This window comes from Paenibacillus sp. SER-28 (genome assembly GCF_052906305.1).
In genome coordinates this window covers 194,920-221,667 of record NZ_JBRECM010000008.1, presented here as the reverse complement: position 1 = coordinate 221,667, position 26,748 = coordinate 194,920, and the positions used below count along the sequence as shown (strand labels likewise).

The following is a 26,748-nucleotide window of genomic DNA, read 5'->3' as shown; positions in this document are numbered from 1 at the left end:
ACGAGATAAAATATCTCTTGTTTGATTTTGCGAACAAAATCGTTTTACTCACTCGTTGTTCAGTTTTCAAAGATCAATTATTTCCGGCCATATCAACGCCCAGATTAATAATATATCATACTTCCACGATTCATGCTACTGGTAAATAATACCTCGTAGGTAATCCTTTGAATTTTTGAAGTCCATCTAACTATTACATCACAGCCTATCTTACGGCCGGATACATAATATATCATTTAAGTTTGCTGATTACTACAGGTAAATTACACCAATTAATAACCAAGTTATCAAAATCAGTTCTATTACTGTACTGCTCATACTTTCGAATTTGTTTTTCTTCATTAAAGGTACCGTGAATCTTTGACCATATCTACTGCATCCGATAAATGCTTTTCATAAATAGCAGTTAGATATCTTGTGACGACTTTTTGGGCTCATGCTCTTGTTCAACAGTAGCGTCGAAAGTAGCTTGGTATTTGGCCGGCCGACACACAAACATAAGCCATATCTACTATATGATGCATCCCCCTTTCAGTTCCAAAAAAGGGACCATTAATACTGAACATTCCAATAATTATTTATACACATTTGGGGACGTGAAATAGACTAATTTAGAATCGTTCCTATAAGCATGCTTTTAGGAACGATAATGAATTGTAGTTTTTTACATTATTGAGGTATCGCCAGCAAACACGGATTTACAACGTTAAGGAGCCTTATATTGAATTTCGTAAATCCGCCTTTAATAATGGATACTAACCCACATCATTTAAGGCAGATTTATTGATCCAATCGGGCTCAACTGGTAAGTTGGTCCTACTAGGCCTAACATAAAATAAAAAAGGCTGCCACGGCAACCTTTTTGTTTCAACTATTGTACCCGTTAGCGTATCAGTGCGCATTTTAAAATTATTTGAAATACCTTTTAATAGCATTCGAATAAAAGATTTTATCCGTAGCTTTTTCATCAAACAAACGCTGAAATCAATTGGTTGTTCGCACATACTCAAAAAGTCTTTTCGCTCTTGAATATTATTCTAAGATATCTGCTCCATCATAAACACTCACTATTCCACTCTATAAGGCTTGTAGAAGGTACGAATTTCTTGGGCTAAAAGCTCTGGCTCTTCCATGGCTGTAAAATGTCCACCACGAGCCATGGTAGTCCAGCGAGTTATATTTAAATTACGTACTGCCCAGTCTTTTGGTGGTAATACTATATCTGCTGGGAATAATGCAACCCCAGTTGGTACTTTTATATAGCCTAATGACGGCAGAGAATGTGAATTTTCGTAATACATCTGCGTTGACGACCCGATTGTGTTAGTAAGCCAATAAACCATGATATGCGTAATGAGTTCATCTTCGCTAAATCTTTGACGGAGGTCACCTCCACAATCACTCCAAGCTCGGAATTTTTCAATAATCCAACCGGCTAAGCCTGCTGGTGAATCAGAAAGTCCATACGCAAGAGTCTGTGGACGTGTCGATTGTATCGACATGTACCCTCCCTCTAGAGAAAGCCATTCTAATGCTCTTTTCTTGTATTGAAGTTCTTCCTCTGAAAGTTTTACCTGCTCATGGGACGTAAGTAGATCTCTTATGATACCAATATCTGTTAGGTGAATCCCGAATAAAAGTTCAGGATGGTTCGATGCCAGATATCTCGTAACTCCGGAACCTATATCCCCACCTGCTGCAGCAAACTTATCGTATCCTAATTCTTTTGTCATTAATTTAGCCCACATCTCGGAAACCTGATAATTGTTGACACCAGGATGGTCAGGAGAGCTAGAGAACGCAAAACCAGGTAATGAAGGGACAATGACATCGAAAGAATCCTTAGGATCACCTCCATAGCTAGCTGGATCTGTAAGAAGAGGAATAATCTTCTGATATCTAAGGTAACTATCTGGCCATCCGTGGGTTAGAATAATGGGCATGGGATTGGGACCCTTTCCGTACTCATGAACAAAGTGCACATCAACTCCATTGATCTTGCAGCGAAACTGGGAAAAACGGTTTAACTGAGATTCTTGTTCGCGCCAATCATACTGTTCTCGCCAATACGAAACAAGGGATTTTAAATAAGTTAAATCAACACCTCGATCCCAGCCTGAGTTTTCCAATTGATCCGGCCAGCGGATGTGGTGTAATCTTCTTTTCAAATCATCAAGGACTTCATCTGCAATGTGAATATGAAAACGTTCAACGGACATTATATTTCTCCTCCTTTTTTGCGCACATCTTAATGATATCCCTTGAACTGCTGTGGTACTATGCTAAAAATCGGGCATTTTTTTCGCCGTGGAGGACTTTAGTAACCTTCCTTATCCTCAACGTTTTACAATTATCTTAATTACTTCATCCCTTTGTTATGATTTCCAATTTCTCAACACCATAACACTTTCCGAAGCGCAAGGTTATTTTCCAACTGGTCCGAGAATACAAACAGGTCTTTCTCTGTTTCAACGCGATCCTCTCTTTTTAAGCGTTCCCCATGTAACTGAAAAAGCATATCCGATTTTATCTGAATGGTTTTTAGACTAATGTAAATGGCAGCCGATCTTCTGAATTAGCTGTGCCTCTATTTATTTATCGAGATTACTTCGTCACGCTATCTTGCCCGTTAGATCAATTCAAATTTCGCCCCGACCAGACTTACCCGGGCTTATCACTAAGGGAGACATGTTTTGGGTTAATGAATGGACAAATCGGAAATAATTCACTCATACCGTCTAAAGGAGGGAACAAATTCATGAATTTTAATGATAATCTATCAGAGCAGAATGCATATTTGAAAGAGCTGAATGCCTTATTTATCCCATTGGACGGAATGGAGAATCTAGACTGCATAGTTAAGGCCATCGGAGAGGCAGATATTGTGCTGCTTGGCGAAGCGAGCCATGGGACATCTGATTTTTACCGAGTTCGGGCCGAGCTTTCGAAGAAGCTAATTGCAAGCAAGGGATTTAACATTATCGGCGTAGAAGGAGACTGGCCCTCTGCTTATCGATTGAACCGGTATGTTAAAGGGATGGAGGGGGCCGATTCTTCGGCAACCGATGCACTGGGTGATTTTACTCGCTGGCCGACCTGGATGTGGGCGAATACGGATATTCGTGATTTCGCGGAGTGGCTGAAGGATTACAATGAGGTAAATCAAGGGGGCGGCAGTGGCTGTCCCAAGGTTGGATTTTATGGCATCGATATGTACTCGTTATGGGAATCGATGGAGGCAATCATCGGTTATTTGGAGGAGACCAAGTCTCCCCAGCTGGAACAGGCCCGCAGGACATATGCCTGTTTTGATCCATATAGCAGGGACCATCAGGCTTATGGCATTGCGGCAGGATTGCTCTCGGAGAGCTGTGAGAAAGAAGTGGTTGAGCTACTGAAGCAGATTCAGAGCCGGCGCATGACGTATCCGGGAAGTGAGGAAGAGCTGAATGCGGAGGTGAACATGCTCGTCACTTCCAGTTCGGAGGCCTATTATCGTACGATGGTCCAGGGAGGCCCGCAGTCCTGGAATATACGGGACAGACATATGGTTGAATCACTGAAGCGAATCATGTCCTATTACGGCGCCTCGGCAAAGGCTATTGTCTGGGAGCATAATACGCATATCGGTGATGCGCGGGCAACGGATATGATGGCTGATGGCATGGTCAATGTGGGTCAGCTGCTGCGGGAGGATCCAGAACATCGTGTGTTTGCTGTTGGCTTCGGGACCTATCAGGGCGAGGTACTGGCCGGAAGAGCTTGGGGAGCTCCGGTTGAGAAAATGACCGTGCCGCCCGGACAGCCAGGAAGCTGGGAGTATTGCATGCACCGGGCGGGAGGCGGCCGGAATGGCGTGGTAATGCTCTCCGATGCATCTTCCATGCTGCATACGGTCATTGGCCACCGTGCCATCGGTGTTGTATATGAGCCTGCTCATGAGCGATTCGGCAATTACGTGCCTTCCAGCATGGCGGATCGTTATGATGCGTTTGTTCATCTCGACCGGACCATCTCCCTTCAGCCACTGCCTATCCTTCAGCCGGTTGCAACGGATGCTTTATTTTCAGAATAACAGCTCGCAAGAACCGTCTGTGGGATGCAGGGTAGCTGGGTATAGTTTACCATCAGGCTCCGGATTATAATTATAAGACTGGCTCCAATATAAAACAGCGGCAGGCTCAGACTTTGTTTTTATCAGTCTGAGCCTTGGTGAAAAACGTTATCTTCTTTTGATGGAGGGTACGTCAATTCAACTGCTCCCGAATGTAAGGTCTTGGTATAGACATGCTTAAGAGACATCGTCTTGATGTTATCTGTAAACAAACGCTTTCCACTCACCCATATAAACGGAAAGATCATGATCCGAAACTCGTCGACGAGATCATGCTTCATCAGCTTCCTAACTAACTCGCCGCTTCCAAGCACCAAGATGTTACTTCCGGGTTGCTCTTTGAGGTTCAAAACTTCTTCCTTGAGATCCCCTTGAGACGAGGGTTGCGTTCCAATTCATCTGGTGTTGCGTTTTCCTTCTTTAAAATGATTCGATCAAAGAATCCAGTTTCAGAAGTGAAAACTTCTTATCACCCCATTATAATACTTTGATTCAAGAGATACCCAATCTAATCACGTATGGTTCCTGTGACAAAACTGTCGGATACTAGTTGCTAGTTCTTCCGCATGAGTAAGGACAAGCATATGATCAGCTCCTTTGATTTCGGCAAACCTAATCTCAGGTACACGCTTGAAGTGCTCGGCGATATTATACATATCCGGCCATTCTATGGTTCCTTGTATAAATAACGTACTCGCTGCAATGTTCTCTAAACGTTCAATCGAAGGCGGCTCTGGCCAAAGGACATCAAAGCTCCTCCACTCGGTAAATACCCTTGTCATGTAGTGAGTATGCATTTCACTCAGAAATCTCCGGTGGGGGCTAGCCATCGTAGCCCGATAGATCGGTCCGGCTAAAGACAACTCTACAAGTTTTGAAATATCGGGAGCGGCCGCATTCACCGATGCTATATAATTGGTAAATTCTTGCGAATATGCAAATCCCGTTAATGAAGGGGCAATCACCACTAGCCGCTCAACCATAGAAGGATATGATAACGCAAAATCAGTCGCGACTTGCCCACCGATGGAATGGCCAACAAGTGTGACAAGATCCAGTCCGAGATGTTCGAGAAGTTTGCGCAAATCCTCCACAAGTGAAGTCGGCTCTTGCATAGCAGGCGAGCGGCCGGTTCCTCGACCATCGAAGGTAATGACCTTGAATGATTTTGCCAATTCAGGCACCATATATCTCCATACCCTTGAGTCGACACCTCCCGAGTGAATCATGACTATAGGGACTCCATTCCCTTCGATTTCGTAAAAAAGTTCCACCTTGTTACCCTCCCCAATGTGGTAATATTTTCCTTGATTAGCATTTTAATCATGATTGAACATACAGTCTATATTAAAAAAGATATCCACGTCGAAAATAAAAACAATATCTCATTGAATGCCGCTTGATTTGCGGCTTGGAGAGCCTACTTTGCGTAAATCAGAAGTTTTTACAAGGCTTAAAACACCGAAATCCTCGAGCGGGCAAAACATACATTGATATGAAGTCACTTTGAATAACTGCCTTTTAGTTGAATAGCGGCGGATATCAAAAGCGAATTCTTCGCTATTACGTGCTAAAAAAATCGGTGATAAAGTTCTCTTTTCTGTAATGTACTCCAGTACTAGTTAATCTATCATTATTTTATATGACAATAACATCAACTTTATAAATGCTTCTTTTGATTTTATGCTTAGTAATTGAGTTGAAGATACATATTTCCTGTCTTGATGATTAATACAAGTAAATCACGTTTACAAAGGACAAAAGACAGACAGAAGATTATAAATTCACTAACAATTTAGGGTAAACGTAACCTAATTGAAACCGCCCATCCAATAACCGGATGGGCGGTTTTTACATACTACTTTCCTGCTCCTTTATCACCTGCTCAACCCCCAACAGAATCAGCTTCAATCCGAACTCAAACGCTCCGTCGGTCCCCATCAGCTCGAACAGCCCGTTCGTGAACATCCTCCGGAATAGTCCCACTTCTGTCTCGCTCATGGAATTCAGAAGGTGAATCATCTCCTCACCCGGAAGCGCTCCCTGGTCCTTGAGGATAGCGGAGACATTACGCTCATGCTGATAATCGTCTAGGACGAAATAGGAGACATAGTTCACAAGCGTAGTAACCACTTGTATTTTCTGCTCTTGCTCAAGCGGCGTCGACTCCACGCAGAGCAGCATACGGTTGGTGAACCGGATGATGTCCGGTTCGTGGGGCAGCGTCATCATCATGAGCTGCGTGGAGCAGGGGTACCGGTAGAGCACACTCCGCATCGTTACCGCAAGCCCCGTCAGCTGCTCCTTCCAGTCCCCCTCGGAATGAAACTCCTCCAGAATCATTTTCGATACCTGGTTGGCCAAGCGCTGATAGAGATTCTGCTTGCTCTTGAAGTACCAGTACAAAGAGGGAGCCTGAATCCCTAGCCGGTCGGCCAATCGTCTCATACTGAATTTCTCGATACCCTCCTCTCCAAGAAGCTCCCACGAGGCTTCCAAAATCTTATCCTCCGAAATTTGAGGCTGCTTTTTTTTCATCGGTATCCGCCCTTTTACCTAACAGTGTAAGTTTATGCTTTACAGGTTCATAGGTTCATGATATCATCTAACACTGTAAGGCACAACCTAACAGTGTTAGACTGAAGGACAAAATAAATAAAGAAAGTAGTGACTCGCATGGATGCAGAAAACCTCCATTACTTTGAAAAAGCACCGGTCGCAAAAGCCGTAGCTCACTTCGCTGTACCGATGATGCTAGGTACGTCAATGAATGTCATCTATTCCATCTTAAATGCCTATTTCCTTGGTACACTGGGCAATACTGCCATGTTAACCGCACTCGCACTAACCTTGCCGTTATTCGCGATCATTATGGCACTAGGCAACTTGATAGGCATGGGTAGTGGCACATTCATCTCCCGTTTGCTGGGAGAAAAAAAATATGACGATGTGAAGCATGTGTCTTCATTCGCCTTTTACAGCAGTTTAGTTCTCGGTCTTATCGTGATGGCGGTCGGTCTCCCGTTGATCGATCCAATCGTTCATGGCCTCGGGGCAACAACTAGCTCCTTCGGATTCACGAAGGACTATGTCACGATTATGCTTATTGGTTCACCATTCGTCGTATTATTCTTCACGCTGGAGAATATTGTGCGCTCCGAGGGTGCAGCAATCACGTCGATGATCGGTATGATTCTCAGTGTTGTCGTGAATATTATTCTCGACGCGCTAGTCATCTTCGTCTTCCATTGGGGCGTGATCGGCGTTGCGTCTGCTACGGTCATCTCTAACTTGGTTGCGAGTGCATTCTACGCCTTCTATATGGGATATAAGAGCCAATTCTTAACTGTCTCCGTAAAATGGTTTAAAGCTACCGCGGATATTCTGAGCAATGTATTCAAAATCGGAGTTCCCGTCTTTGTTATGAGTATCTTCTTGGGTGCAATGTCGCTCATCTTTAACCATTTTCTTGTCGATTATGGGGATCAGGCCGTAGCGGCTTACGGAATTTCATCACGCCTATTGCAATTTCCTGAGTTTATTCTGATGGGCTTATGCGAGGGAGTTGTGCCATTGATTGCCTTCTCTTTTACAGCAAATAAATTACGCATGAAACATACCATTGGATTTACAATCAAAGCTATTGTGACGTTAGCAATCGTGTTCGGTGTTATCGTCTATCTGATTTCCGACCACTTAATTGGTTTATTTACGAGTGACCCACAATTAATTGAAATGGGTAGCTACATTCTACATGTGACGTTCTTATCCTTATTCATTACAGGAATGACCTCGCTGTTTACCGGTATCTTTCAAGCAACAGCGCAAGGAACCGCCGCGTTTATTATGTCAGTTATTCAAGGAGTTACTCTGATTCCTGTGTTGTATATTGCTAATCGAATGAACGGATTCCACGGGGTGGTCTGGTCGCTTGTCATTTCGGATGCCGTTGCGTTCCTTGTTGGTGCCACCATGCTGTATGTTCTGCGGACCAAATTGCAGCCGGATTTGGATAATTTAGTACAGTAGAAAACATATAACATGCAAGAAGGCAGGATAAGGACACTCCCCGACCTTGTCTTCTCGGTGGGGTAGAACTGTATTAACCTAAACTGCCCGTTAGTTTAACCTTCATTTGTAGTGCCTTATTCCGACTATTCTCTACGAGCTATACGAAACCCTTGATCGGGACCAAAGCCATTCGCATCGAACTTACCTCGGAAAGATATCTCGTTGTTGCTGACGTTGCCGGACATATCGTAAATTCCTAACTCGTTGGGTTTCCGGGTACCGATCGATTTTGTATTATTATTGTTGCTCTCGATGATAGGCCAGTTCCAGTCTCCAGATAAGTATTTGTCTCCGGCGTTTTTCCAATACCATGCGACCTCGTCGGCATTATTGCTTCCACTGTATGTGTAGCCCTTGCTCGCCTGACCTCTGCGTGCAGCATATTCCCACTCCACTTCTGTAGGCAATCGGTAACCGTTAGCTCCCTCATTAATCGTTACTGTCCATTTTATATTATCGTTATCATTCTTATTGTTGCTATTAAAATAAGCATTAATAGCTTTCTCATGGATAGATCTCCTTTAAGCTGATAGGAAAAATAGTAGGCCGTGATGGCCTGCAACTCGCCTCCAGCAGCGTCGAAGGCCGTTCGCCTGGCAGGAAACGGCCTTCAACGCATCCGCACTGACGGATAGACTGGAGGGGAACGGTCATCGGCCTGTCTACAATACTTAGGGCTCGGTGAGTCCTCCATGATCGATTCATTTAAACCCTATCTATCAGACAGCTCTCAAAACCCGCTTATCCCGTGAGACAGTCCCAACCGCGCCTGTTCGTTGAACAGCTTGCAGTTGAGTTGGTTACCACACCGTTACGTTAGAGCTCCCGCTACTCTTATACCCCTCTGTCGCCAACACCTGGTAAGACCAGTTACTTCCCAGATTCATTCCTTTGCTCGCCCATGCTTTCACGTGGTTGCTGAAAGTGATTGTGGAGTTGCCCCCGGTCGGTCTCTTCGACTGTCGAACACTCCAGTACTGAATAAACGTCGTTTTTTCGCCTTCAATGGAAGGTGCGTCGTATCGCATTGTTGTGTAGATATCATATGTGCCCCCATCACTGGTCACCGTACCTTTATACGTTCCGGTAGGTCGATAAGTACCCCAGCTATCAACGACGTAATATTCGATGAGTGAGTTTCTCGTCCACCCGTAGAGAGCCAAATATCCATTACCGGACGGCGCCCAGACACCGGCATTGTAGTTGATCGTTCTGTTTGGCGATCCAGTAGTCCAGCCTTTGCCGACAACAAAATTCCCGGTATCTTTCCATGTTACGCTGTAATTACCGCCTGATCCATTAACAGCATTGACCGTCCCACCGCCATCGGTCCAATTTTGCCAATAGTCTGTCGCTGCACTTGAGGTTGTTGCAAATAACCCAAAACTCATGGAAGCTGCAAGAACTACCGTCATCATTTTCTTACTAAAATTAAACATACTCTACCTCCTAAAATTTTGTGTTTATCCGATCACTTGCTTGTTGGTTGATTCTCTTTGCAGTATATCACCTATACGTTCCATATTCCGTATTTTTTTACTTTAACCTCCTTTCTGAGTGAAATTATAGAATAATAGCGTTTGCATATAAACCTAGCAAATTAAAGCTTTAACTCTATTATGTTTAGCTTTCTTTGAATTTTATAGAATAATTCCAGTATTACACCGATGGGAAGCACCACTCGACAGCCTAGTGGCGCCTCATGTACATTTTTAACTCAGCTTATATACTAAAAAAAAATTTATGCAAATAACGCATAAATATCAATATGCATCCATCACATACAGTAAAATGTGCTTGGGTGATTAGCAGTGCATAATGGGAAATCTCGATTCACGTGAGGACAAACACTTAACTTTTCATAGGAGGTTTGATAAAAAATGATTTTGGAGGATATCTATTATGGGAAATGGCGTCCTAGTGAACAGATAAATTCAACCGACCCTGAATCTCAAAAAGTGAATCAAAAAATTAGTGATCTCATGGAGATGTTGAAAAGCAAATTACCAGCAGCATTCATTCACGGGTACCGGGCGGGGGCATTAACGATGATTGAAGTATTTAGCGAGGACAAAGAAATTGTTGATCCTAATAGATAGATAATGGAGGAGTTATGTGTTGAGCCCGCTACGCATGCAGATTGTTCTTCCGATCGCTGTTATCCCTAGATTTCTCCTCAGTAGAATATAAACTTAAAGGTAAAATCCAGGGATAGCTGAACGAATGGAGTACTTTAAGAGAATTTCAGACGTGCCTAGCCTCTTCCTGCGCCCAGCGCATTCATCAAGAACTCATAAATTTCCAGTTCGTTGATTTTATCGCCATCGGTCACTATGTTATGCTGAACTTGCAGTCCGTTCTTGAACACGGTGAACATCCGAGCTGTCCTGTCCGCATCGATTGAAACAGGGATAGCTCCATTCTGCTGTCCGACTTCGATCCACGTTTTGGCAGTGAGGATAGATGCTTCATGATAACGTTTCAGAATGCCAGCCACGGCGGGCTTATCCTGTTGGCTGAGTAGATAAATAAAAATCAGGCTGGCAGCACTGTCCCCACTACCGATGTTACGAAGCCGTTCAGTTAAGGTGTTAAGCGGGGATTTGATTCCTTCTGGTCCTGCGGGAGTCCGGGCGACAGATTCAAAAAAGCGCTGATTGGTTTTCTCCATTCCCGCCTCCAGAATCATACCGAACAATTCATCTTTGCTTTTGACATAATGGTAAATGGCTCCTTTAGTCAGTCCGCTGCGATCCGCAATATCCTGTAGTGTCGTCGCCCGACAGCCTTTCTCCATAATCATCTTTTCGGCAATCTCAAGCAGCTTTTTTAGACTGTCGTTCATCGCTTTATCTTGCATAATCTTTTTATCTCCCGTTTGTCTGTCTTTTTATTCCTTTAATGAAACCTATATTCCACCAGATCGTCAAACCAATAAGCCCGTAGGTGAAGAACGGCGATACGACCAGAAAGGTCGGTATGGACAGCGAATATACCAGCACTACTTTGATGAAGGCCTCCAGCAGCAGGCTGAGTCCCCACACCGCCGTTATCAGGCGGAAGTTAAAGCGATAGCGCGGAAGTTTCTCCCATTTATCGTTCATCTGAGGATTATGGCCTGTAAATCTTTCGGCAAAATAATAAATTAATGGTCGACCAAAGAGCAGCGAACCTAGAAACACCAACCCCATAATACCGGTCACATAAGACTCCCGTAGCAGAATGAAGCGTTCGTCACCGCCCAAGAGAACGGCCACGACGCCAAGAATTAGACCAAGAAAGATAAAGCCAGAGAACACATCTGCTTTGCGCGTCCTTATAAGATTGTAGAGCGAGTCGCATAGTGGTACAAGAGCAGCGATAGACAGAGCCACCACACTGCTCGTATACGGAATTAGCAGGCGATAAGCCAAATAAGGTAATACGATATTAATGATTAGCGTAAATAGGATTTCGTTGCGAGATTTATTCATGATCGACTCATCCTCTCATCATTCAAAACCTACCTTCGGTAGGTATCTTTCATTCTACATACCTTCGGTAGGTATGTAAAGGTTAAAAATAATAATCTGTATACGAACCTCAATCTACATATTGCCCAAATGTGGCTACACAGTTCGCATACGCTATAACTACAAAAAGGAGATGGCGTTTGCCATCTCCCTTGCTTTTATTCTTCCCTCATACTTCCTGCTTAAAAACATATTGCTCACGGACACACACTCTAACAAGCAACTATATTTTTAATCCCCCACCCGATTCAAAAACACCTTCGTCCGCTCCAGCTGAGGATTGCCAAAAATCTGCTCTGGTGTACCGGATTCTGCAATTTCGCCATTATCCATAAAAATGACACGATCCGCCACATCTCTCGCAAAGTTCATCTCGTGGGTCACGATGACCATCGTCATATGTTCCTCAGCCAGCTTTTTGATAACTCGCAGCACCTCACCCGTCAGTTCGGGATCAAGGGCCGAGGTCGGCTCATCAAACAGTAAAATATCAGGGTTCATCATCATTGCCCGGGCAATCGCCACGCGCTGCTTCTGTCCTCCCGACAGTCGGGATGGATACGCATCTGCTTTATCTGCTAATCCGACTTTAGCCAGCAACTCAGCGCTTTGGCGACGTAGCTCAGCCTTGCTCACCTTCTTCACCAGCTTCGGAGCCAGCTCCAGATTATCCTGCACCGTCAAGTGAGGGAACAGATTAAAATGCTGGAACACCATGCCCATACCGGTAGTAATGCCCTTAATGTCACCTGCCGGAGCGTACTGACCGTTTTCCACCAGTGCTTTATCATGAATGCGGATCGTCCCGCCCGTCACATCTTCCAGGTGTACCAAACTACGGAGCATGGTACTTTTTCCTGAACCTGAAGGACCAATGACGGCTACAACCTCGCCCGCTTTAACGTTAAAGCTCACTCTTTTCAGAACGTCGAGCTTGCCGAACGATTTTTTCAAATCGGTTACTTCTATTGCATTAGTATTCATATCCCGACATTCCTTTTACTCGAATTTAAAACGTTTTTCCAGCGCCCTGAAGAATAGCGTCAGCACCAAAGCTAACAACAAATAAATAACCGCCGCTACAACATAAGGTACAATCGAGAAATCACGGTTTACAGCCGTATTCGCAAAATGTAGCAGTTCCGGTACCGCTACTGCATACAGTAGTGCCGTATCTTTTACCAGTGTTGTCGCTTCATTGGTCACCGCAGGCAAAGCAATCCGTACCATTTGCGGCACAATGACTCTAATCAGCGTCTGCGACTTGCTCAAGCCCAGCACTTGCGAAGCCTCGTATTGCCCTTTATCAATCGACAACATCCCGCCTCTAAAAATTTCTGCAAAATAAGCCGCATAATTCAGTACAAACGCCAGTACCGCAGCCGTTGTCCGGTCCAATACCAGATACTCCCCAATGACAGGCAACATCGGCAGACCAAAACAAAAGAACAATAATTGCAGCAATAGCGGCGTACCGCGTATAACATAAATGTACGTATGCATCAGCCAGGCGATTGGCTTAATCCGGCTTTTGGCCAGCAACGTAACGATAAAACCCAATGGAATAGACAAGATGAGCGTGATGAAAAATAAAATAACCGTCATCTGTGCCCCTTCAAGCATAGGCTTCATAATTCGTAAAATATATTCCATACTCATGACCTTCGACTCCTAAACCCTTAGTTCAATACACTACATATTAATTTAATACTTTATCTTCACCAAACCACTTTTTCGAAATTTCAGCAGCTTTTCCGTTCTTGTGCAGCTCATCCAAAGCAGATTGCAGCTGCGTCAACAGCTCTTCATTTCCTTTTTTCACGCCGATGCCGTATTCCTCAGGGGCCAATGATTCATCAAGCAGCTTATACGTCCCTTGTTCCTTCGACATATAATACTTGGCAACGACCTCATCAATAACAACCGCATCCAGACGCCCGGTTTTCAGGTCTGTCAAAGCGAGAACATTATCCGGATACTCAGACACAGGCTTCAATTTACTTTTGATCGGATTTGCATCCAATGCATCGGCTGCTGAAGACAGCGTCTGGAGTCCGACCGTTTTGCCCGTCAGATCAGCCAGCTTGGATAGACTGGAAGTAGCCGGAATGACAATCACCTGACTGTTTTTCAGATATGGCTTCGTGAACAGCACTTTTTCCTTACGCTCATCCGTAATGGTGTATCCATTCCAAATGAGATCAATACGTCCGCTGTTCAGCTCGGATTCTTTGGCAGACCAGTCAATCGGCTGAAATTCCACCTGTTTACCCATTTGTTCCCCGGCCGCTTTCGCATAATCAATATCAAAGCCGGTCAGCTCGTTATTTTCATCTCTAAAGCCCATCGGGGCGAATTTATCATCAATTCCAATAATCAATTTACTGTCATCCTTACCGCCGGAACATCCGGCCAACACGATCATCATCAATCCAATCAACATCGTAAACATGGCTGCTTTTCTCATCTTATTCCCCTCCAACAATGGTGACCCCCGTATCCAAGAACAGGTGGCAAACGCTTTAGTTCGTTAACACGTTATCAGAGTATCATCATAACATACCGCAGGATACTCGTCGAGAGGAATAAGCGGAATCTTAGCCTTATATAAATGGAAAACCTGTGACGAAAATTTGACCTGTGTTCTATAATGTAAAACCTTACCTTGACATGTCACCTAAACCGTCTTATTATTTCCTAGTATTCTTATATACTTTTATTATTTTAAAATTTCAACAGCCATAGTATGTAAATCAGCTTGGTAGACAGGAGAAATAAAGCCCCATGTACATTTTAAAACGTCTCTTTACGATGTTCATTACGTTGTGGATTATCGTCACTTTAACGTTTATCATCATGCACATCATTCCGGGTGATCCGTTCTCGAACGATTCCAAAACCATTCCGGAAGCGGTATTGCAAAACATGCGTGCCAGGTACAATCTGGACAAGCCGCTCGCTGTGCAGTATGTGTTGTATCTCAAAAATCTGCTAGTGCTGGACATGGGCCCGTCTATTCAATCGAAAACGACGGACGTCAATATGCTCATTGCCCGAGGTTTTCCACCTTCTGCATTGCTGGGTATTCAATCCATCGTGGTCGCGATTATTACCGGTATTTCGCTCGGAACACTGGCTGCTCTACACCATAATCGACCACTGGATTATATCTCGATGTTTATCGCGATTGTTGGTATTTCCGTACCCAGCTTCATATTGGCACCGCTGTTAATCAAGTATGTTGCCGTCCAATGGCATCTGCTTCCGGTCGCCTCATGGGGAACCTGGCAGCATACGGTACTTCCGTCGCTGGCTCTCGCTGTTTCACCGCTTGCTGTTATCGCCCGCTTTATGCGAACGAGTATGCTGGAGGTCATGCATGAGGAGTACATACGCACTGCCAAAGCAAAAGGGTTGTCCTCTTGGGCAGTAGTCCTTCGTCACGGATTACGCAATGCGTTGATTCCGGTGCTTTCCTTTATCGGACCGCTATTCGCTTCCGTCATTACAGGTACCTTTGTCGTTGAAAAAATATTCGCCATTCCCGGCATCGGTAAATACTTCGTAGATAGTATCTTTAACCGGGATTATCCAGTGATTATGGGGACGACCATTTTTTACAGTGCCATTCTGGTCGTCACTTTATTTTTAATTGATATATCCTATCGCCTTGTCGATCCACGAATCAAATTAGTCAGCAAAGGAGATTAACATGAAAGCAGCATCTACTGTCGAAAAGGACAGCCTGTTCAGTCTTGTAGATCGTAGCCAGATCCCCACCCCCACGTTGACCAGACCCAAAGAATCACCCTGGCGGGATCGGCTACGCAGACTTTTTAACAACAAGCTTGCTCTGTTGGGGTTTTCCCTACTTATCATGATTATTGTGCTGGCGATTGTTGGACCTTCCATGGTTCCCTATGCACCCAGTGATCAATCCCTTTTGAAAACGAATCTCTCTCCTTCGAAAGAGCATTGGTTTGGCACGGATGATCTGGGGAGGGACGTATGGGCACGGACATGGGCCGGAGCTAGAATTTCACTCATGATCGGCTTTGCCGCTGCCGCCATTGATTTGGTACTTGGTATTCTCGTCGGCTGTGTTGCTGGCTATTGTGCCGGGCACGGCAAAACAGGCGACAGGATCGACAGCATTCTCATGCGTATTATTGAAATTTTGTATAGCATTCCTTATCTGCTGGTCATCATTCTGCTGCTCGTCATTATGAAGCCGGGACTGCTCACAATGATTATTGCATTATCCATTACTGGCTGGGTCGGTATGGCCCGTGTAGTGCGTGGGCAAATCTTACAGCTGAAGCAGCAAGAATATGTGTTAGCAGCCCGTAGCTTGGGGACATCTCATTCACGTATTATCTTCAGACATTTGCTACCAAACGCAGCGGCAATCATTATCGTAAATTTGACGTTCACTATTCCGTCGGCTATTTTTGCCGAATCATTCCTGAGCTTTCTCGGTCTGGGGATTCAGTCTCCTTCGGCCAGCTGGGGGACGATGGCTAACGATTCACTTGGCGTTATTTTAAGCGGTCAATGGTGGCGCCTATTTTTCCCCGGGCTGATGATATCGCTCACCATGCTGGCGTTCAATACACTTGGAGACGGGCTTCAGGATGCACTTGACCCGCGCTCACAACATTAACAATGTAGAGATCGAAATTGGACAAGGAGGGGTGTCACCATGATCCGCAGCTTCTTGCCTAACCGCAGGAAAAACGGCAATTCCTTTATCGAAGTGCGCACACGCGGCATACCTGCGGGAAAGGAGGATGAATAACCCCCGGTACGGTGTACCTTATTTTTGGCATAACTAATCACAGTAATGGAGGAAAACCACAATGAAAAAAATGCATTGGATGACGATCATCTTACTTTTGGCCGTAACGGCTTTGGCTGGATGCTCTGGTAATACGGACAAAACAGCAAGCAACGACCCGTCCGCCGCGCCTCAAGCAGATATCCCGCAAGAAATTACTGCCAATCTGGCAGGTGGAGAGCCTTATACGCTAGACCCTGCTTTCGCATCAGATACAACGTCCTACTTTGTGATTGATAACTTGTACGAAGGGCTGTATACATACGATAAGGCCGGTAAAATCGTAGAAGGCGCTGCCAGCAAAGTAGACGTATCTCCTGACGGTAAAACCTACACCTTTACGATCCGTGACGGTGCAAAATGGTCGAATGGTGACCCACTGACAGCTAAGGATTTTGAATACTCCTGGAAACGGGTACTAAATCCGAAAACAGCTGCCTACGATCCTTCTGCCCTCTACTACATCAAAGGTGCCGAAGCGTACAACACAGGCAAAGGTAAAATTGAAGACGTGGGTGTTACAGCCAAAGATGATAAAACTCTGGTAGTTGAGCTGAAATCACCGCTGAGCTTCTTCCCAACGATCGCAGTGGGTCATGCCTATCTGCCAGTAAACCAATCGGTTGTTGAGAAAAATGACAAATGGGCAGCAGAAGCGGGCACAATGGTCGGCAACGGTGCGTATGTAGCCAAGGAATGGAAACATAACGAGCAGATTACGCTGGCGAAAAACGATCAATTCTGGAACAAAGATGCCATTACAATGGCAACGATTAATTTTAAAATGGTTCAAGACTCCACAACTTATTATCAAATGTATAAAACGGGCGATCTGGATCTGATTTTGAGCCTTCCCGTAGATACCCTGGATCAGGAAAAGAGCAACAAGGAATTCCTGTCGCATCCATCTTTCAGTGTGTATACCTATTCTTTTAACGTAAAACAAAAGCCGTTTGACAATAAAAAAATCAGACAGGCCATTGCCTACGCGATTGACCGCGAAGCATTGGCTACCAGCGTAACCAAAGGTGGCGAAACTCCGGCTTACGGTTATGTTCCATACGGAACAACAACGCCATCCGGCAAGGACTTCCGTGATGAAGCACCGAAAAAATACTATGAGTTTGACGCTGCGAAAGCGAAGCAATTGCTGGCCGAAGGTCTGAAAGAAGAAGGTTTGACCCAGCTGCCACCGATTACCTTTAAATACAACACTTCGGACAAGCATAAAAAAGTAGCTGAAGCGATTCAGGAAATGCTGAAAACGAACCTGGGCGTTGCAGTGACGCTGGAGAATCAAGAATGGAAAACGTACATTGATACCTTTAAACAAAAGAACTTCCAGATCGCTCGTATGGGCTGGGAAGGAAACTTCCTGGATCCACTCGGCGTATTGGGGCATTATACTTCCAAAAATTCGAACAACTTTACCAACTGGAGCAACCCGGAGTATGACAAACTGATCGAATCCTCAACCTTTGAGCTTGATCCGGCAAAACGCTTTGAACAGCTTCATCAGGCAGAAGACGTATTGATGGAAGATCTGCCGATTATTCCGATCCAGTTCTCTGCGGACACTGCATTAATCAGCCCTAAGATTCAAGGTATCGTATTTGATGCTCGTTCGAACCCAGACCTGCGCTTTGCGAAACGGGTCGAAAAATAATGATTTTACGTTTCGGGATCACTGCCCTGATTGTCGGTACTTTAGGATTTCTGTACGCCATCCCCCATCTCTTGTATGGTCGTGAAAACATGGCTACTGCAAATCTGCTATTCATGTTGGGGTTGCTGGGCTTGGTGATCGGTGCAATCTTCCACGTTCTGCAAAGCGGTTTTCTAACCCTCTTCCTGCGGGGATTTGCCGACATCAGACAGTTGTTCATTCGTCAATCCAAGGCATTGCAGGAGGAAAATGAACGTTTGCGTTCCGATGAATCTCTGTCAGCCTGGAAAACATCCATGTTCCGCCACCTCAAGGTATATACTTCGGGGTGTGGGGCGGGGCTCATCCTTTGCTCGATGATATTAATGGGGATAAGTTAGGGTGGTATGAGAAGCTTTCTTGCGGTTGATGGGCGCTACGCGTGCAGATTGTTCTTCCGATCGCTTCGCTTCTTCAGAACAATTCTGCCCGCTCCGCTGGCAACCGCCGTAGAGCTTCTATACGTTTTAGAGGTGTGTAAAGAAAAGAGAGAGTTTCGCAAAGCGTTTGCTAGCGTAACTCTCTCTTTTTGCATTTTTTATATATTAAGCTTTGAGAAGGGCTCATAGTACAACACTTAGTAGCCTTAATAAATCTGCTTTTCCTTCGCTTCCTGTAACCATGATGGGAACTCGTTAAGCAATAGTTCGTACAATTCATTGTCTTCCATAGATTCGATATCTTGAATTTGGAAGAAGTTAGCGTTATCTACCACACGGCCTTCTATATTGTCCAGCTTCTTTAATACGCCAAAATCGGATTCACCCACACCGATAAATTGCCAGAAAATCGGCTCTCCTGACGAATCAATGACTGCGTTGTCGATATTATCTCCTTTTCCACGCTTCACACCGCCATCATTAATAAAAATAACAAAGGCCGGATCAGAAGAGGGTTCTTCCTTGGTGTATTTGGCGATAACATCGCGCATCACAGGTGGCTCATCATTACGACCGAACTTGGGCAAATAATCATTGGACAAAATATGTTTTTCAACATAGTTGTCAACGTCATTTTCGGTAACGGACGGCAAACGCGAAAAACGGTGATCATACACCCATACGTCCAGTACACCATCATCATCCAAAGAACTCGCTACTGCAACAATTCGTTCCAACACCTTTTGAACAGTACCATTTTTGTACAAACTTCTCATAGATCCTGAAATATCGAGCACCAATCCAACTCTTGCAGTTACATTTGTTAGATTCTTTTTAGTCAGTACCAGTTGCGCATTCTTTTTAAGTAAAGAAATACTGCTCATGTTCCCCACGCTCCTCTATGATGTATACCCTAGCCCGTCTAGTCTACCATCTGCGTCGTTCGTCGCCTCTCAGGGGAAAGTCGCTCAATTCTCCGAGTTGGTCATGTGCAGCCTTATAAATGCGAAGAATAGCTTGTACCTTGTTAAAATCATTGTCTTCCGGGCCGAATCCTTCCATATACATTTTTTGAATGATGTTTTGGAAGAAATCTATACGCTCGCGAACGGAATCCTGCTCTATTTGCAGTACCTCTTCAAAGCTGTGTGTCTCAGCAAAATCAGACAGCTCATCAAATTCCTGTTCCTGATATCGATCTCCCCGAGTTTCGGGATTGAGATCAATAGAGGTACGCAGGGTTGATAATAAAATATTTTCGCGCGCCAGCATGACATGAAAATCTTTGTTCTTAAACAGATCCGTAACGATCAGACGGCACATTTCCTTGTTCTGCAGTAGAATCCCGTCAAAAGGATGCAGCGTCCACACACCGTAGTTAAAAAATAAATTAAAATTGAAGCTACTGCTTCCATACTGATATACAATGTTGATTTTCGATTCGTCGATGATTTCAAATGAAAATTCCAGCATGCATTCTCCTTTGGGATTCCAATATTTAACTCTATCCTATCAGAAAATGCATGATTTTCAATAAAAAATTTTATTTCACAGAATCATTTAATTCCACAATTGAATCTGCTTTTTCGCTGCTGACAGCCACGAGTAAATAGACAATCACACAACCCAAAATAAAGGACATCATACGCTCTCTCCTTTTGTCATTCGCTTTTTAAGAGTTTATGCACGAGAATGCTATGTATGTTCATCATGTCCTTTATTAGCTGCTGCCAAACCAAAAAAAGACGCCTTTCGGAGTCATCCTGGCGTCTTTTTCATAGATTGGGTCTATTATTCTACATTGCCATCAGTTCAAAAACGAGCTTAGACCCTCAGAGGAATTGCTATCCTTCAGCGGTTTGGATGGTTCTTTCCCTTCGATCCCCAGACGTTGGCTAAGGTTGGCATTGATTGCTGTCATTTTGCTTGTATAATCATGGCAGCTTTCAATAATCCGACGGTTTGATTTTTCAGACAGATCCAAAGCAGATACCAAATCACCAATCGCCTGATTCACAGCCTCCAGTGACATAGAAGGCTTGCTAAGCAAATCTGTCGTTCTCTCGGTCGTCGTTTTGAGAAGCTTCGCATTTTCCTTGAATTGATCTTCAATCGTACGGTTGGTCGCATCGACGGCTGAAATGATTTTATCCTGATCCGCCAGCGCCATCGCGATCATAGCCGATACAGTGATCAGATTCGATGTTTTATCAATCGCATTATTTACAGAATCAATCAGTTTATCATTGTTATCATTAATAATATCCGTTGCCGCAATCGCCTGATTGTATAATAAAATCATTTCTGTCATTGACTGCGTACGAGTAACCACCTTGCGTAATCCCCGCTCCAGATGAGGCTTACGGTTTTCGTTTTCCGGCTTGGCAATCTCAGTCTCAAACAGTTCTTTCAAGCGATTACCAAAGGCAATCTTCGTCTGTAAATTGTAGATTTCTTCAATGGAAGCCTTCTTCAACTGTCTCATGCTGACGATGTTTTCTTCCAGATTATCTTTACCATCTCTCAAGGCAGTAATGATTTTCTCGATGTTCGTCTTCACCGACTGATACTTGTAAATGTAGTTTTTTAACGGGCTTTTACGCAGAAGCTTGCCAAAAAAACTCACATTTTTGCTCTGCTGGAGCGTTTCGCATTCATCACGTAGCTTTAAGATCATATTGGATACCTCAGCCCGATCACCGGACATGAGGTCGTTTACCGGACGATCCAGCATTTTAAGGGTCTGCCCCGCACGTTCCTGCGTTTTAACCCCCAGCTTACCGATATCATCCATTAAGGTATCCAGGCTCATGACATCGCTTTGTGATACCTTCTGAATCAGCTGTGAAGCCTCCTCAGTCACCTTTTGTTCATCTTCTTTTTTCAATTCAGCCCATGGGGTCGCCATACGCTACCTCCTATTCTGAAAACAACTGTTACCCAAGTCTAATCGTTGTTATTCAGAGCAGCTATTCTGCTACTTTTTTTATTTTCTCAAAAAATCGCCTATAATTCGGAACTGCTATATCGCTGGTGAATAAGCTCCGCTTTGCTCTGTAATTCCAGCAGATCCTTGTGCTCCACCGTGGACACAATTACCGATATTTTGCTGTCCACATCCCGTAATCCGTTTAATAACGTCCTCCGGTTGGTCCGCTTCGCATCGCCGCTGAGCCGAAGAAACGGATTAATCAGTCCGTTCAAATCCTTCAAAATCAATCTCCGAACCGTATGATTCACTTCACTGTTGTTCAGTTCATGCAAAAGTGGAATGACCCGCTGCAAACGTGCAAATAGAGCCAGCGCCTTCTCGACAATCTCGTTATCAAGCGCATCCTTCTGTCCCTCGGAGATCACCATATCCTCCAGTACCTCCAAATACTCCATCACCTGAGCAAATTCACTACTCACCTGATCTGATTGACGTACTTGTCCTGTCATAGACTCCGGTCGAACGGTAGCTTCCTTTTCATGCTGATGTGTCTCAGCGACCTGCTCCTGCACCACCGGAATCACGGAACCGGTCAGATTGGGGCGAGGATGGCGAATAGCCATGATGGCGCTGTATCCTCCCAAACCAATGATCGGAATCGCCAAACACACAAACAGTGGCAACCAAAAACTTAGTAAAAGCGCAATCAGGTAGCTAACCACAGCAATCGTGGCACCCCACATTTTTGACGTCATAGCTTGTACCTCCTGACGTAAACCCTTACCATATTGTAGAAAACAATATTTGTGTGTGTCAATGTACGGATTTACGTATGGTGATTGGCTGCTCGATATGACTGGCTAAAATGTCGTATTGCGGATGAAGTGAACCGATCTCATGACCCAAAGCCGATTTCACCGCTAGATAAGGAAAATTGATACCCGACAAACATGATACATGAAGTCCTCCGGACATCCGCGGATTGATCTCTAGCAACTTGGCATGCTCGCCGTTATATTTTACCTGAATGTTATAATTGTACGGAATGTGATACGCCTCAGCGACCTTCTGTGCCACCTTCAACAGCTCGGAATGCTGCTCCAGCAGCCGTAATCGTCCTCCTGCTTTCCTACGCGGAACTGCCGCTAGCAGCTTTCCGTTCCGGTCAGCCAGGCAGTCAATACTGTATTCGTATCCCTCCAGCAGCTCCATCACCATCAGATTGGGAAATGATTCTGTGGATGACAATATGCGGTGTGCTTCCTCGAACGAAATATGATTCAGCGCATGGCCGAACAGTTCCTCCAGCGGATTACGTTCATTGTCGATGATACGAAAGCCCATCCCGCCTTCTGCATTACATGGCTTGAAGCATACCTTATGCCCAAGTGCTATTAACGACTCATAAGCCTGTTTAAACTGCTCGGCATTGCTGGCAATGGCATAGTCGGGAATCGTGACAATGTCCTTTTGACGAATGGATTCATAAAACAGATCCTTTTCCATCAGTTGCTCCAGCAGTTCGGTATCTTGGCATACCATCACTTTTGTCCCAATATCATCGAACAAATAAAGATGCTTGCTAATATCGAGCATATTCCACCGTGGGATAAAGACATCAATTCCGTGCCGCCTACAAAAATCAGCGCAAAACCGTGCGTACTCCACACCACTGGTGCGAGGCTCTACTTCAGCTATATCACTGGCCTGTAGCGCCATGTGCTGCGGATCTGAGTGTGTCGCATAGATCTCGAACGGAATACCGTCCTCATTGTTACGAATAGCATTCATATAATGATACGCCACTGAAAACCAGCGGTTAAAATACACCTTAACCTTCTTCACAGAGCCACGTCCCCTATCTATTCTGAAAATGAAGTTTGAGCTGCGAATACACTCCGGTGTATTGCATGAACATACGCCATGATTTCGTCCGCTGCATAAACCCCCGACACTTCTGTAAAACGGTAATTGACCTCCAGCTTATCCCGCAGCTGTTCCCGATACAATTCACCATGACGCGGAGCAATCGCATAATCGGCATAGTCCAGCAGACAACGGTCTAGCAAAGAGTCACCGGACGCAACCACGGCCCCTCCATTCGTGAGATTGCGGATGTGCTCCACGGCTGCCTGTTTATTCACGGCCGCAGGCACCAGATACACCTTACGACCTTGAATGGATACCTCCCAGCCCATTTCACGCATGATTCGCGCCTTCTCCAGCACCTGTTCCAGCGGCATACGATCCCGTTCAATCATGAAAGCATAGAATAACTCATCGCAAAAGCGCTCGTTTACCACCCAGTTTTCATGCAGCACCTGTCCGAACACCTGACGTGCTTCTTCCGCATGAGCACCATCACGGCGTACTTGTTCATGAATACGCCGATTCCACTCTCGATCCACCTCGCCTCCGACGATGATGTTTCCACCATTACTCGTCACGGCATATGCGGGAACCAACTCCGTCTGAAACACAGTGATTCGTCTATACTGTTCTATCGTCCGAGTCGTCACGGGCATAAACATCACATCTTCAGGCAGTGTCTTTAGCCATTGCAGGGCTTGTTCAGAAATAAAAGCCGACGTTGCCCCGTCTATCTGTTCCGCAGGCAACAGACCAGGGGACTCCAGCGGTACGCCAAGCGAACGTTTGGAGTAAATCAGTGTCTGATCCAGATCACTTGCGTAGATCATTCTTGTCCCCCCTTGAGCGGCTTGATAATTCCGCAGCAGGAATAAGTCAATCCTTCAAATACCTCTACAGGCACTCCACGGTCCTTGGCCAGCAGCATAATATGCTGAAGATTCGGATTATCTTCGCGGTCAATCAGAATTTTCCATGGCACTCTGCGCAGCAGTACACGAGTCGTCTCCCCCACTCCAGGCTTGACCAGATTGATATCCCGAATACCAAATGCCTGCTGAATCGCCTCTATATCCCGTAAGCCCTGCCATGTCACCGCAGGCGGATTCAATGTCATTTGTTCTGCATATGCAATGGCCGTTTCAGCCACGTCTTGAAAGTACCCGGATATCGTATCCACAAACGTATTGGACTGATCCACTGACCGCCAGGATTCATAAAATTTGGCCCCATGGAAATCGTCCGGGCCTATGAGATCGTCGCGTAATACCGTCCGACTCATCAAACCGGATACAGTCGAATTCAGACAAGCGCTTGGAATCAAATAATCTTCTCGTGTACCGAAGGTCTCCGAACATCTGCCCGGATCGGCCAACACCGCCAGATCATCATTTAGACGCAACCCATAATCCGTGTTCATCTCACGACAGGCCTCAATCAATACCTGCCGAATCGCCCCTTTCCCCGTCCAGCCATCGACAAACTGAAGTTCAATCCCCAGCCCATGCTGCTGTAAAATGTATAAAATCGCATTCCGGTCAATGCCTTTGCCACGAATAATAGAAATGCTGTAATGCGGCAAGGATACGCTATACTTCCAGTCAATATAACGCTTGATCAGGATACCAATGGGCGTCCCTGCTCTAGCCAGAGAAACAATCGCCGTGTTCAGGCCTCTTTTTCTCACAATCATCTCAGCCACAGAAGCTGCCGCTAATGCAACCTTTTTGGCAGATTGGGCAAGCGTTTCGTGAAACAATGCAATATACTCTGCTGTAGGCTCGTATTCCACTGGCAGCATTTCTGAATAATGGACTCCCGACTGAATTGCCTCTTCACGATCCTCCGTCCCTTTTTCCAACGTAACCCGGCTCAAATCCTTCAATAAAAAAGTGACATCCGAGGCAGGATAACTGCCCAGCGGTTCGGGCGGATGAATGTTCTTCTGCTGTATTTGCTCCATAAGTGCTTGCTTCATATCCGCGCTCCTTTACTCTCCTGTCTAGTTAAACCGTTAAAATAAACAACATGCACTTTATCGCAGCCCAGACGGGTCAAAGCCTCCAGCATGGGTTTCATCCGCCCTGGGTCTGACTCCCTTTCCATCAAAACGAATATTTCGTCATACTGGCCGGGGTCTACATTATAAATAAAATTGCGTACCGTACTGTCCTCAGGCGAAGGATATGTCACACCACAAACGACGCCATACCCTTCTTCACGGTGGGGATACACCGGGCTGCGTGTCGTCGATTGAAAATACACATCCGGGCCTAGCTCTGCTGCAATCCGCATTGGAATGTACATGAATTCTCCCGTGCCCATAACCAGCGTGCGTTGCCCAGAACGAAGTTGGTTCAGTCGTTCAGCTGTGCGCGTGATTTCTGCATCCAATGCTGAATTGTCAGCGGAATGTAGACCAAAACGGCCTGTATATTTTAGATAAGGAGCTGTATTGGCGTACCCGTCTGTTGACATGGAACTGTGTACTACCCGTTCAAAACCGGAAGTATCCTTTTCAAAACGGTGGTCAATTACTCCAGAAGCGTCTTTATTAACCTCTGCCATGCTAGTGGCTGCATGTTCTGGGTGCCCAGCCTGTCCGGCATATGCTGCGTGATCCAGTATCGGTACTCCCTGTACCTCAATCTTTCCTTTGAGCAAGCTTAAAGGCGTAATCGTAATGCCTAGCTCTGCCTCCAGGTCAGTGAAAGCCTGCTCATCGCTGTCTGTTCGCCAATCCAATAACGAAGCAATCACATACTGTTTACGCGGAAAATGCTCCTGAATATCCCGTATGATATTAAGCGTTGTTTTTCCCGTCGTAATTTCATCATCTACCAGCACAATCGGGCCATCTCCCGCAAAAGCATCTTCATCCAGTGCATAGCAACGATGATCAACAGCGTGCGAATGCTCTTCTTCAAACCGAATAATAGGCCGAAGGCCCGGAATATCCTCGCGCGTCGTATGAATATACGAGGCTCCGTCGTCAAACAACCGATACATGCTGTGTCCCAGTGCTGTAGCCGTCTCGGCAAAACCAACAAACTTGATCGGCTCTGTAAAAGCAAAAGCTAAACGCTCATCCATCAACTTTCGGTAGGCCTCTTTCGCATAGTCCGGGTCAAGAAGTCCTCTCACGGCCTCTCCTATCAGTTCATCCATCTGTTGTCCCGCTTGTGGGACAAGCTCCTTATATAGTAGAATCGCCAGCGCCGCACCACTGAGCAGAGAGGTGTATGGGTTTACCGGAATATGCTTGCCTAGCACCTTGCTGACAAATAAAAACGAACGCTTTTTATTGACCCGTGCCGCCATCGCAAAC

Annotated in this window: 25 protein-coding genes and 1 pseudogene; 7 read left to right on the top strand and 19 right to left on the bottom strand. The window is 45.2% G+C overall.

Annotated features, from left to right (window positions below; all coding sequences use genetic code 11):
* Positions 1-1,067: 1,067 nt before the first annotated feature.
* Positions 1,068-2,219 (bottom strand): epoxide hydrolase family protein, encoded by a 1,152-nt coding sequence (locus ACUYLD_RS18855; protein ID WP_322162538.1) that lies wholly within the window; start codon positions 2,217-2,219, stop codon positions 1,068-1,070.
* Positions 2,220-2,758: 539 nt separating this feature from the next.
* On the opposite strand from ACUYLD_RS18855, the gene ACUYLD_RS18850 reads away from it, so the two are divergent.
* Positions 2,759-4,075 (top strand): erythromycin esterase family protein, encoded by a 1,317-nt coding sequence (locus tag ACUYLD_RS18850; protein ID WP_446675719.1) that lies wholly within the window; start codon positions 2,759-2,761, stop codon positions 4,073-4,075.
* 122 nt (positions 4,076-4,197) lie between these two features.
* Here ACUYLD_RS18850 and ACUYLD_RS18845 read toward each other — a convergent pair whose 3' ends face one another.
* The 3 genes from ACUYLD_RS18845 to ACUYLD_RS18835 all read right to left on the bottom strand — a co-directional run bounded on the left by ACUYLD_RS18845 (position 4,198) and on the right by ACUYLD_RS18835 (position 6,652).
* Entirely contained in the window at positions 4,198-4,509 is a 312-nt protein-coding gene (locus ACUYLD_RS18845) for a dihydrofolate reductase family protein (protein ID WP_081112512.1), read from the bottom strand.
* 117 nt (positions 4,510-4,626) lie between these two features.
* Positions 4,627-5,388: an alpha/beta fold hydrolase gene (locus tag ACUYLD_RS18840; RefSeq protein WP_235307430.1), complete on the bottom strand. Its 762-nt coding sequence runs from the start codon at positions 5,386-5,388 to the stop codon at positions 4,627-4,629.
* Positions 5,389-5,965: 577 nt separating this feature from the next.
* The gene (locus ACUYLD_RS18835) at positions 5,966-6,652 is read right to left on the bottom strand and encodes a TetR/AcrR family transcriptional regulator (protein ID WP_235307428.1); all 687 of its coding nucleotides are present in this window, start codon (positions 6,650-6,652) and stop codon (positions 5,966-5,968) included.
* A 138-nt stretch (positions 6,653-6,790) separates the two neighbouring features.
* Between ACUYLD_RS18835 and ACUYLD_RS18830 the strand changes: the two genes are divergently transcribed.
* On the top strand, positions 6,791-8,143 hold the full coding sequence (locus tag ACUYLD_RS18830) for an MATE family efflux transporter (protein WP_446675718.1): 1,353 nt from the start codon (positions 6,791-6,793) through the stop codon (positions 8,141-8,143).
* 125 nt (positions 8,144-8,268) lie between these two features.
* Here ACUYLD_RS18830 and ACUYLD_RS18825 read toward each other — a convergent pair.
* Both ACUYLD_RS18825 and ACUYLD_RS18820 read right to left on the bottom strand, forming a co-directional pair.
* A pseudogene (locus ACUYLD_RS18825) lies at positions 8,269-8,706 on the bottom strand (SUMF1/EgtB/PvdO family nonheme iron enzyme); the annotation flags it as partial.
* Between the two features lie 279 nt (positions 8,707-8,985).
* Positions 8,986-9,624, bottom strand: a complete 639-nt coding sequence (locus tag ACUYLD_RS18820) for a glycoside hydrolase family 11 protein (RefSeq protein WP_446675717.1) — start codon at positions 9,622-9,624, stop codon at positions 8,986-8,988.
* 441 nt (positions 9,625-10,065) lie between these two features.
* Here ACUYLD_RS18820 and ACUYLD_RS18815 point away from each other — a divergent pair, with 441 nt between their 5' ends.
* On the top strand, positions 10,066-10,284 hold the full coding sequence (locus tag ACUYLD_RS18815) for a DUF6809 family protein (protein ID WP_322176394.1): 219 nt from the start codon (positions 10,066-10,068) through the stop codon (positions 10,282-10,284).
* Between the two features lie 155 nt (positions 10,285-10,439).
* Here the strand turns inward: ACUYLD_RS18815 and ACUYLD_RS18810 are convergent, their stop codons facing one another.
* The 5 genes from ACUYLD_RS18810 to ACUYLD_RS18790 form a co-directional block, all read right to left on the bottom strand.
* Entirely contained in the window at positions 10,440-11,045 is a 606-nt protein-coding gene (locus ACUYLD_RS18810) for a TetR/AcrR family transcriptional regulator (protein ID WP_069291221.1), read from the bottom strand.
* Positions 11,046-11,052: 7 nt separating this feature from the next.
* Positions 11,053-11,658, bottom strand: a complete 606-nt coding sequence (locus ACUYLD_RS18805; RefSeq protein ID WP_446675716.1) for a VC0807 family protein — start codon at positions 11,656-11,658, stop codon at positions 11,053-11,055.
* A 270-nt stretch (positions 11,659-11,928) separates the two neighbouring features.
* Positions 11,929-12,681 (bottom strand): amino acid ABC transporter ATP-binding protein, encoded by a 753-nt coding sequence (locus tag ACUYLD_RS18800; RefSeq protein WP_023987213.1) that lies wholly within the window; start codon positions 12,679-12,681, stop codon positions 11,929-11,931.
* Positions 12,682-12,696: 15 nt separating this feature from the next.
* The gene (locus tag ACUYLD_RS18795; protein ID WP_023987212.1) at positions 12,697-13,356 is read right to left on the bottom strand and encodes an amino acid ABC transporter permease; all 660 of its coding nucleotides are present in this window, start codon (positions 13,354-13,356) and stop codon (positions 12,697-12,699) included.
* 40 nt (positions 13,357-13,396) lie between these two features.
* On the bottom strand, positions 13,397-14,164 hold the full coding sequence (locus ACUYLD_RS18790) for an amino acid ABC transporter substrate-binding protein (RefSeq protein ID WP_069291219.1): 768 nt from the start codon (positions 14,162-14,164) through the stop codon (positions 13,397-13,399).
* Positions 14,165-14,481: 317 nt separating this feature from the next.
* On the opposite strand from ACUYLD_RS18790, the gene ACUYLD_RS18785 reads away from it, so the two are divergent.
* The 4 genes from ACUYLD_RS18785 (at position 14,482) to ACUYLD_RS18770 (ending at position 18,580) form a co-directional block, all read left to right on the top strand.
* Positions 14,482-15,408 carry an ABC transporter permease gene (locus ACUYLD_RS18785; RefSeq protein ID WP_446675715.1) on the top strand — a complete coding sequence of 309 codons (927 nt, stop codon included), beginning with the start codon at positions 14,482-14,484 and terminating at the stop codon, positions 15,406-15,408.
* Position 15,409: 1 nt separating this feature from the next.
* Positions 15,410-16,360, top strand: a complete 951-nt coding sequence (locus ACUYLD_RS18780; RefSeq protein ID WP_446675714.1) for an ABC transporter permease — start codon at positions 15,410-15,412, stop codon at positions 16,358-16,360.
* A gap of 196 nt (positions 16,361-16,556) precedes the next feature.
* Positions 16,557-18,200: a peptide ABC transporter substrate-binding protein gene (locus tag ACUYLD_RS18775; protein ID WP_069291216.1), complete on the top strand. Its 1,644-nt coding sequence runs from the start codon at positions 16,557-16,559 to the stop codon at positions 18,198-18,200.
* Positions 18,200-18,580, top strand: coding sequence for a DUF3899 domain-containing protein (locus ACUYLD_RS18770; RefSeq protein WP_446675713.1), 381 nt, complete (start codon positions 18,200-18,202; stop codon positions 18,578-18,580). The genes ACUYLD_RS18775 and ACUYLD_RS18770 overlap by 1 nt, the downstream gene beginning before the upstream one ends.
* A gap of 245 nt (positions 18,581-18,825) precedes the next feature.
* On the opposite strand, the gene ACUYLD_RS18765 is transcribed toward ACUYLD_RS18770, so the two are convergent.
* From ACUYLD_RS18765 to ACUYLD_RS18730, 8 genes are all read right to left on the bottom strand, one after another.
* The gene (locus ACUYLD_RS18765) at positions 18,826-19,503 is read right to left on the bottom strand and encodes a vWA domain-containing protein (protein WP_061831748.1); all 678 of its coding nucleotides are present in this window, start codon (positions 19,501-19,503) and stop codon (positions 18,826-18,828) included.
* A gap of 43 nt (positions 19,504-19,546) precedes the next feature.
* Positions 19,547-20,092, bottom strand: a complete 546-nt coding sequence (locus ACUYLD_RS18760; RefSeq protein ID WP_061831749.1) for a hypothetical protein — start codon at positions 20,090-20,092, stop codon at positions 19,547-19,549.
* 334 nt (positions 20,093-20,426) lie between these two features.
* Entirely contained in the window at positions 20,427-21,527 is a 1,101-nt protein-coding gene (locus ACUYLD_RS18755) for a toxic anion resistance protein (RefSeq protein WP_039272510.1), read from the bottom strand.
* 98 nt (positions 21,528-21,625) lie between these two features.
* The gene (locus tag ACUYLD_RS18750) at positions 21,626-22,306 is read right to left on the bottom strand and encodes a hypothetical protein (RefSeq protein WP_446675712.1); all 681 of its coding nucleotides are present in this window, start codon (positions 22,304-22,306) and stop codon (positions 21,626-21,628) included.
* Positions 22,307-22,364: 58 nt separating this feature from the next.
* On the bottom strand, positions 22,365-23,396 hold the full coding sequence (locus tag ACUYLD_RS18745; protein ID WP_446675711.1) for an ATP-grasp domain-containing protein: 1,032 nt from the start codon (positions 23,394-23,396) through the stop codon (positions 22,365-22,367).
* Between the two features lie 17 nt (positions 23,397-23,413).
* Positions 23,414-24,250 (bottom strand): HAD family hydrolase, encoded by an 837-nt coding sequence (locus ACUYLD_RS18740; protein ID WP_446675710.1) that lies wholly within the window; start codon positions 24,248-24,250, stop codon positions 23,414-23,416.
* Positions 24,247-25,398 carry a cysteine protease StiP family protein gene (locus ACUYLD_RS18735; protein WP_446675709.1) on the bottom strand — a complete coding sequence of 384 codons (1,152 nt, stop codon included), beginning with the start codon at positions 25,396-25,398 and terminating at the stop codon, positions 24,247-24,249. The genes ACUYLD_RS18740 and ACUYLD_RS18735 overlap by 4 nt, the downstream gene beginning before the upstream one ends.
* Positions 25,395-26,741, bottom strand: coding sequence for a phosphoribosyltransferase family protein (locus ACUYLD_RS18730; RefSeq protein WP_069292075.1), 1,347 nt, complete (start codon positions 26,739-26,741; stop codon positions 25,395-25,397). The genes ACUYLD_RS18735 and ACUYLD_RS18730 overlap by 4 nt, the downstream gene beginning before the upstream one ends.
* Positions 26,742-26,748 lie beyond the last annotated feature (7 nt).

Excerpts from the sequence above, each read along its gene's own strand:
- ACUYLD_RS18750 (WP_446675712.1), bottom strand. The coding sequence starts at position 22,306 with ATGACGTCAAAAATGTGGGGTGCCACGATTGCTGTGGTTAGCTACCTG.
- ACUYLD_RS18735 (WP_446675709.1), bottom strand. The coding sequence starts at position 25,398 with ATGAAGCAAGCACTTATGGAGCAAATACAGCAGAAGAACATTCATCCG.
- ACUYLD_RS18835 (WP_235307428.1), bottom strand. The coding sequence starts at position 6,652 with ATGAAAAAAAAGCAGCCTCAAATTTCGGAGGATAAGATTTTGGAAGCC.
- ACUYLD_RS18760 (WP_061831749.1), bottom strand. The coding sequence starts at position 20,092 with ATGCTGGAATTTTCATTTGAAATCATCGACGAATCGAAAATCAACATT.
- ACUYLD_RS18755 (WP_039272510.1), bottom strand. The coding sequence starts at position 21,527 with ATGGCGACCCCATGGGCTGAATTGAAAAAAGAAGATGAACAAAAGGTG.
- ACUYLD_RS18820 (WP_446675717.1), bottom strand. The coding sequence starts at position 9,624 with ATGTTTAATTTTAGTAAGAAAATGATGACGGTAGTTCTTGCAGCTTCC.
- ACUYLD_RS18815 (WP_322176394.1), top strand. The coding sequence starts at position 10,066 with ATGATTTTGGAGGATATCTATTATGGGAAATGGCGTCCTAGTGAACAG.
- ACUYLD_RS18790 (WP_069291219.1), bottom strand. The coding sequence starts at position 14,164 with ATGAGAAAAGCAGCCATGTTTACGATGTTGATTGGATTGATGATGATC.
- ACUYLD_RS18785 (WP_446675715.1), top strand. The coding sequence starts at position 14,482 with ATGTACATTTTAAAACGTCTCTTTACGATGTTCATTACGTTGTGGATT.
- ACUYLD_RS18805 (WP_446675716.1), bottom strand. The coding sequence starts at position 11,658 with ATGAATAAATCTCGCAACGAAATCCTATTTACGCTAATCATTAATATC.
- ACUYLD_RS18775 (WP_069291216.1), top strand. The coding sequence starts at position 16,557 with ATGAAAAAAATGCATTGGATGACGATCATCTTACTTTTGGCCGTAACG.
- ACUYLD_RS18770 (WP_446675713.1), top strand. The coding sequence starts at position 18,200 with ATGATTTTACGTTTCGGGATCACTGCCCTGATTGTCGGTACTTTAGGA.
- ACUYLD_RS18740 (WP_446675710.1), bottom strand. The coding sequence starts at position 24,250 with ATGATCTACGCAAGTGATCTGGATCAGACACTGATTTACTCCAAACGT.
- ACUYLD_RS18730 (WP_069292075.1), bottom strand. The coding sequence starts at position 26,741 with ATGGCGGCACGGGTCAATAAAAAGCGTTCGTTTTTATTTGTCAGCAAG.
- ACUYLD_RS18855 (WP_322162538.1), bottom strand. The coding sequence starts at position 2,219 with ATGTCCGTTGAACGTTTTCATATTCACATTGCAGATGAAGTCCTTGAT.
- ACUYLD_RS18800 (WP_023987213.1), bottom strand. The coding sequence starts at position 12,681 with ATGAATACTAATGCAATAGAAGTAACCGATTTGAAAAAATCGTTCGGC.
- ACUYLD_RS18830 (WP_446675718.1), top strand. The coding sequence starts at position 6,791 with ATGGATGCAGAAAACCTCCATTACTTTGAAAAAGCACCGGTCGCAAAA.
- ACUYLD_RS18850 (WP_446675719.1), top strand. The coding sequence starts at position 2,759 with ATGAATTTTAATGATAATCTATCAGAGCAGAATGCATATTTGAAAGAG.
- ACUYLD_RS18765 (WP_061831748.1), bottom strand. The coding sequence starts at position 19,503 with ATGAGCAGTATTTCTTTACTTAAAAAGAATGCGCAACTGGTACTGACT.
- ACUYLD_RS18795 (WP_023987212.1), bottom strand. The coding sequence starts at position 13,356 with ATGAGTATGGAATATATTTTACGAATTATGAAGCCTATGCTTGAAGGG.
- ACUYLD_RS18780 (WP_446675714.1), top strand. The coding sequence starts at position 15,410 with ATGAAAGCAGCATCTACTGTCGAAAAGGACAGCCTGTTCAGTCTTGTA.
- ACUYLD_RS18810 (WP_069291221.1), bottom strand. The coding sequence starts at position 11,045 with ATGCAAGATAAAGCGATGAACGACAGTCTAAAAAAGCTGCTTGAGATT.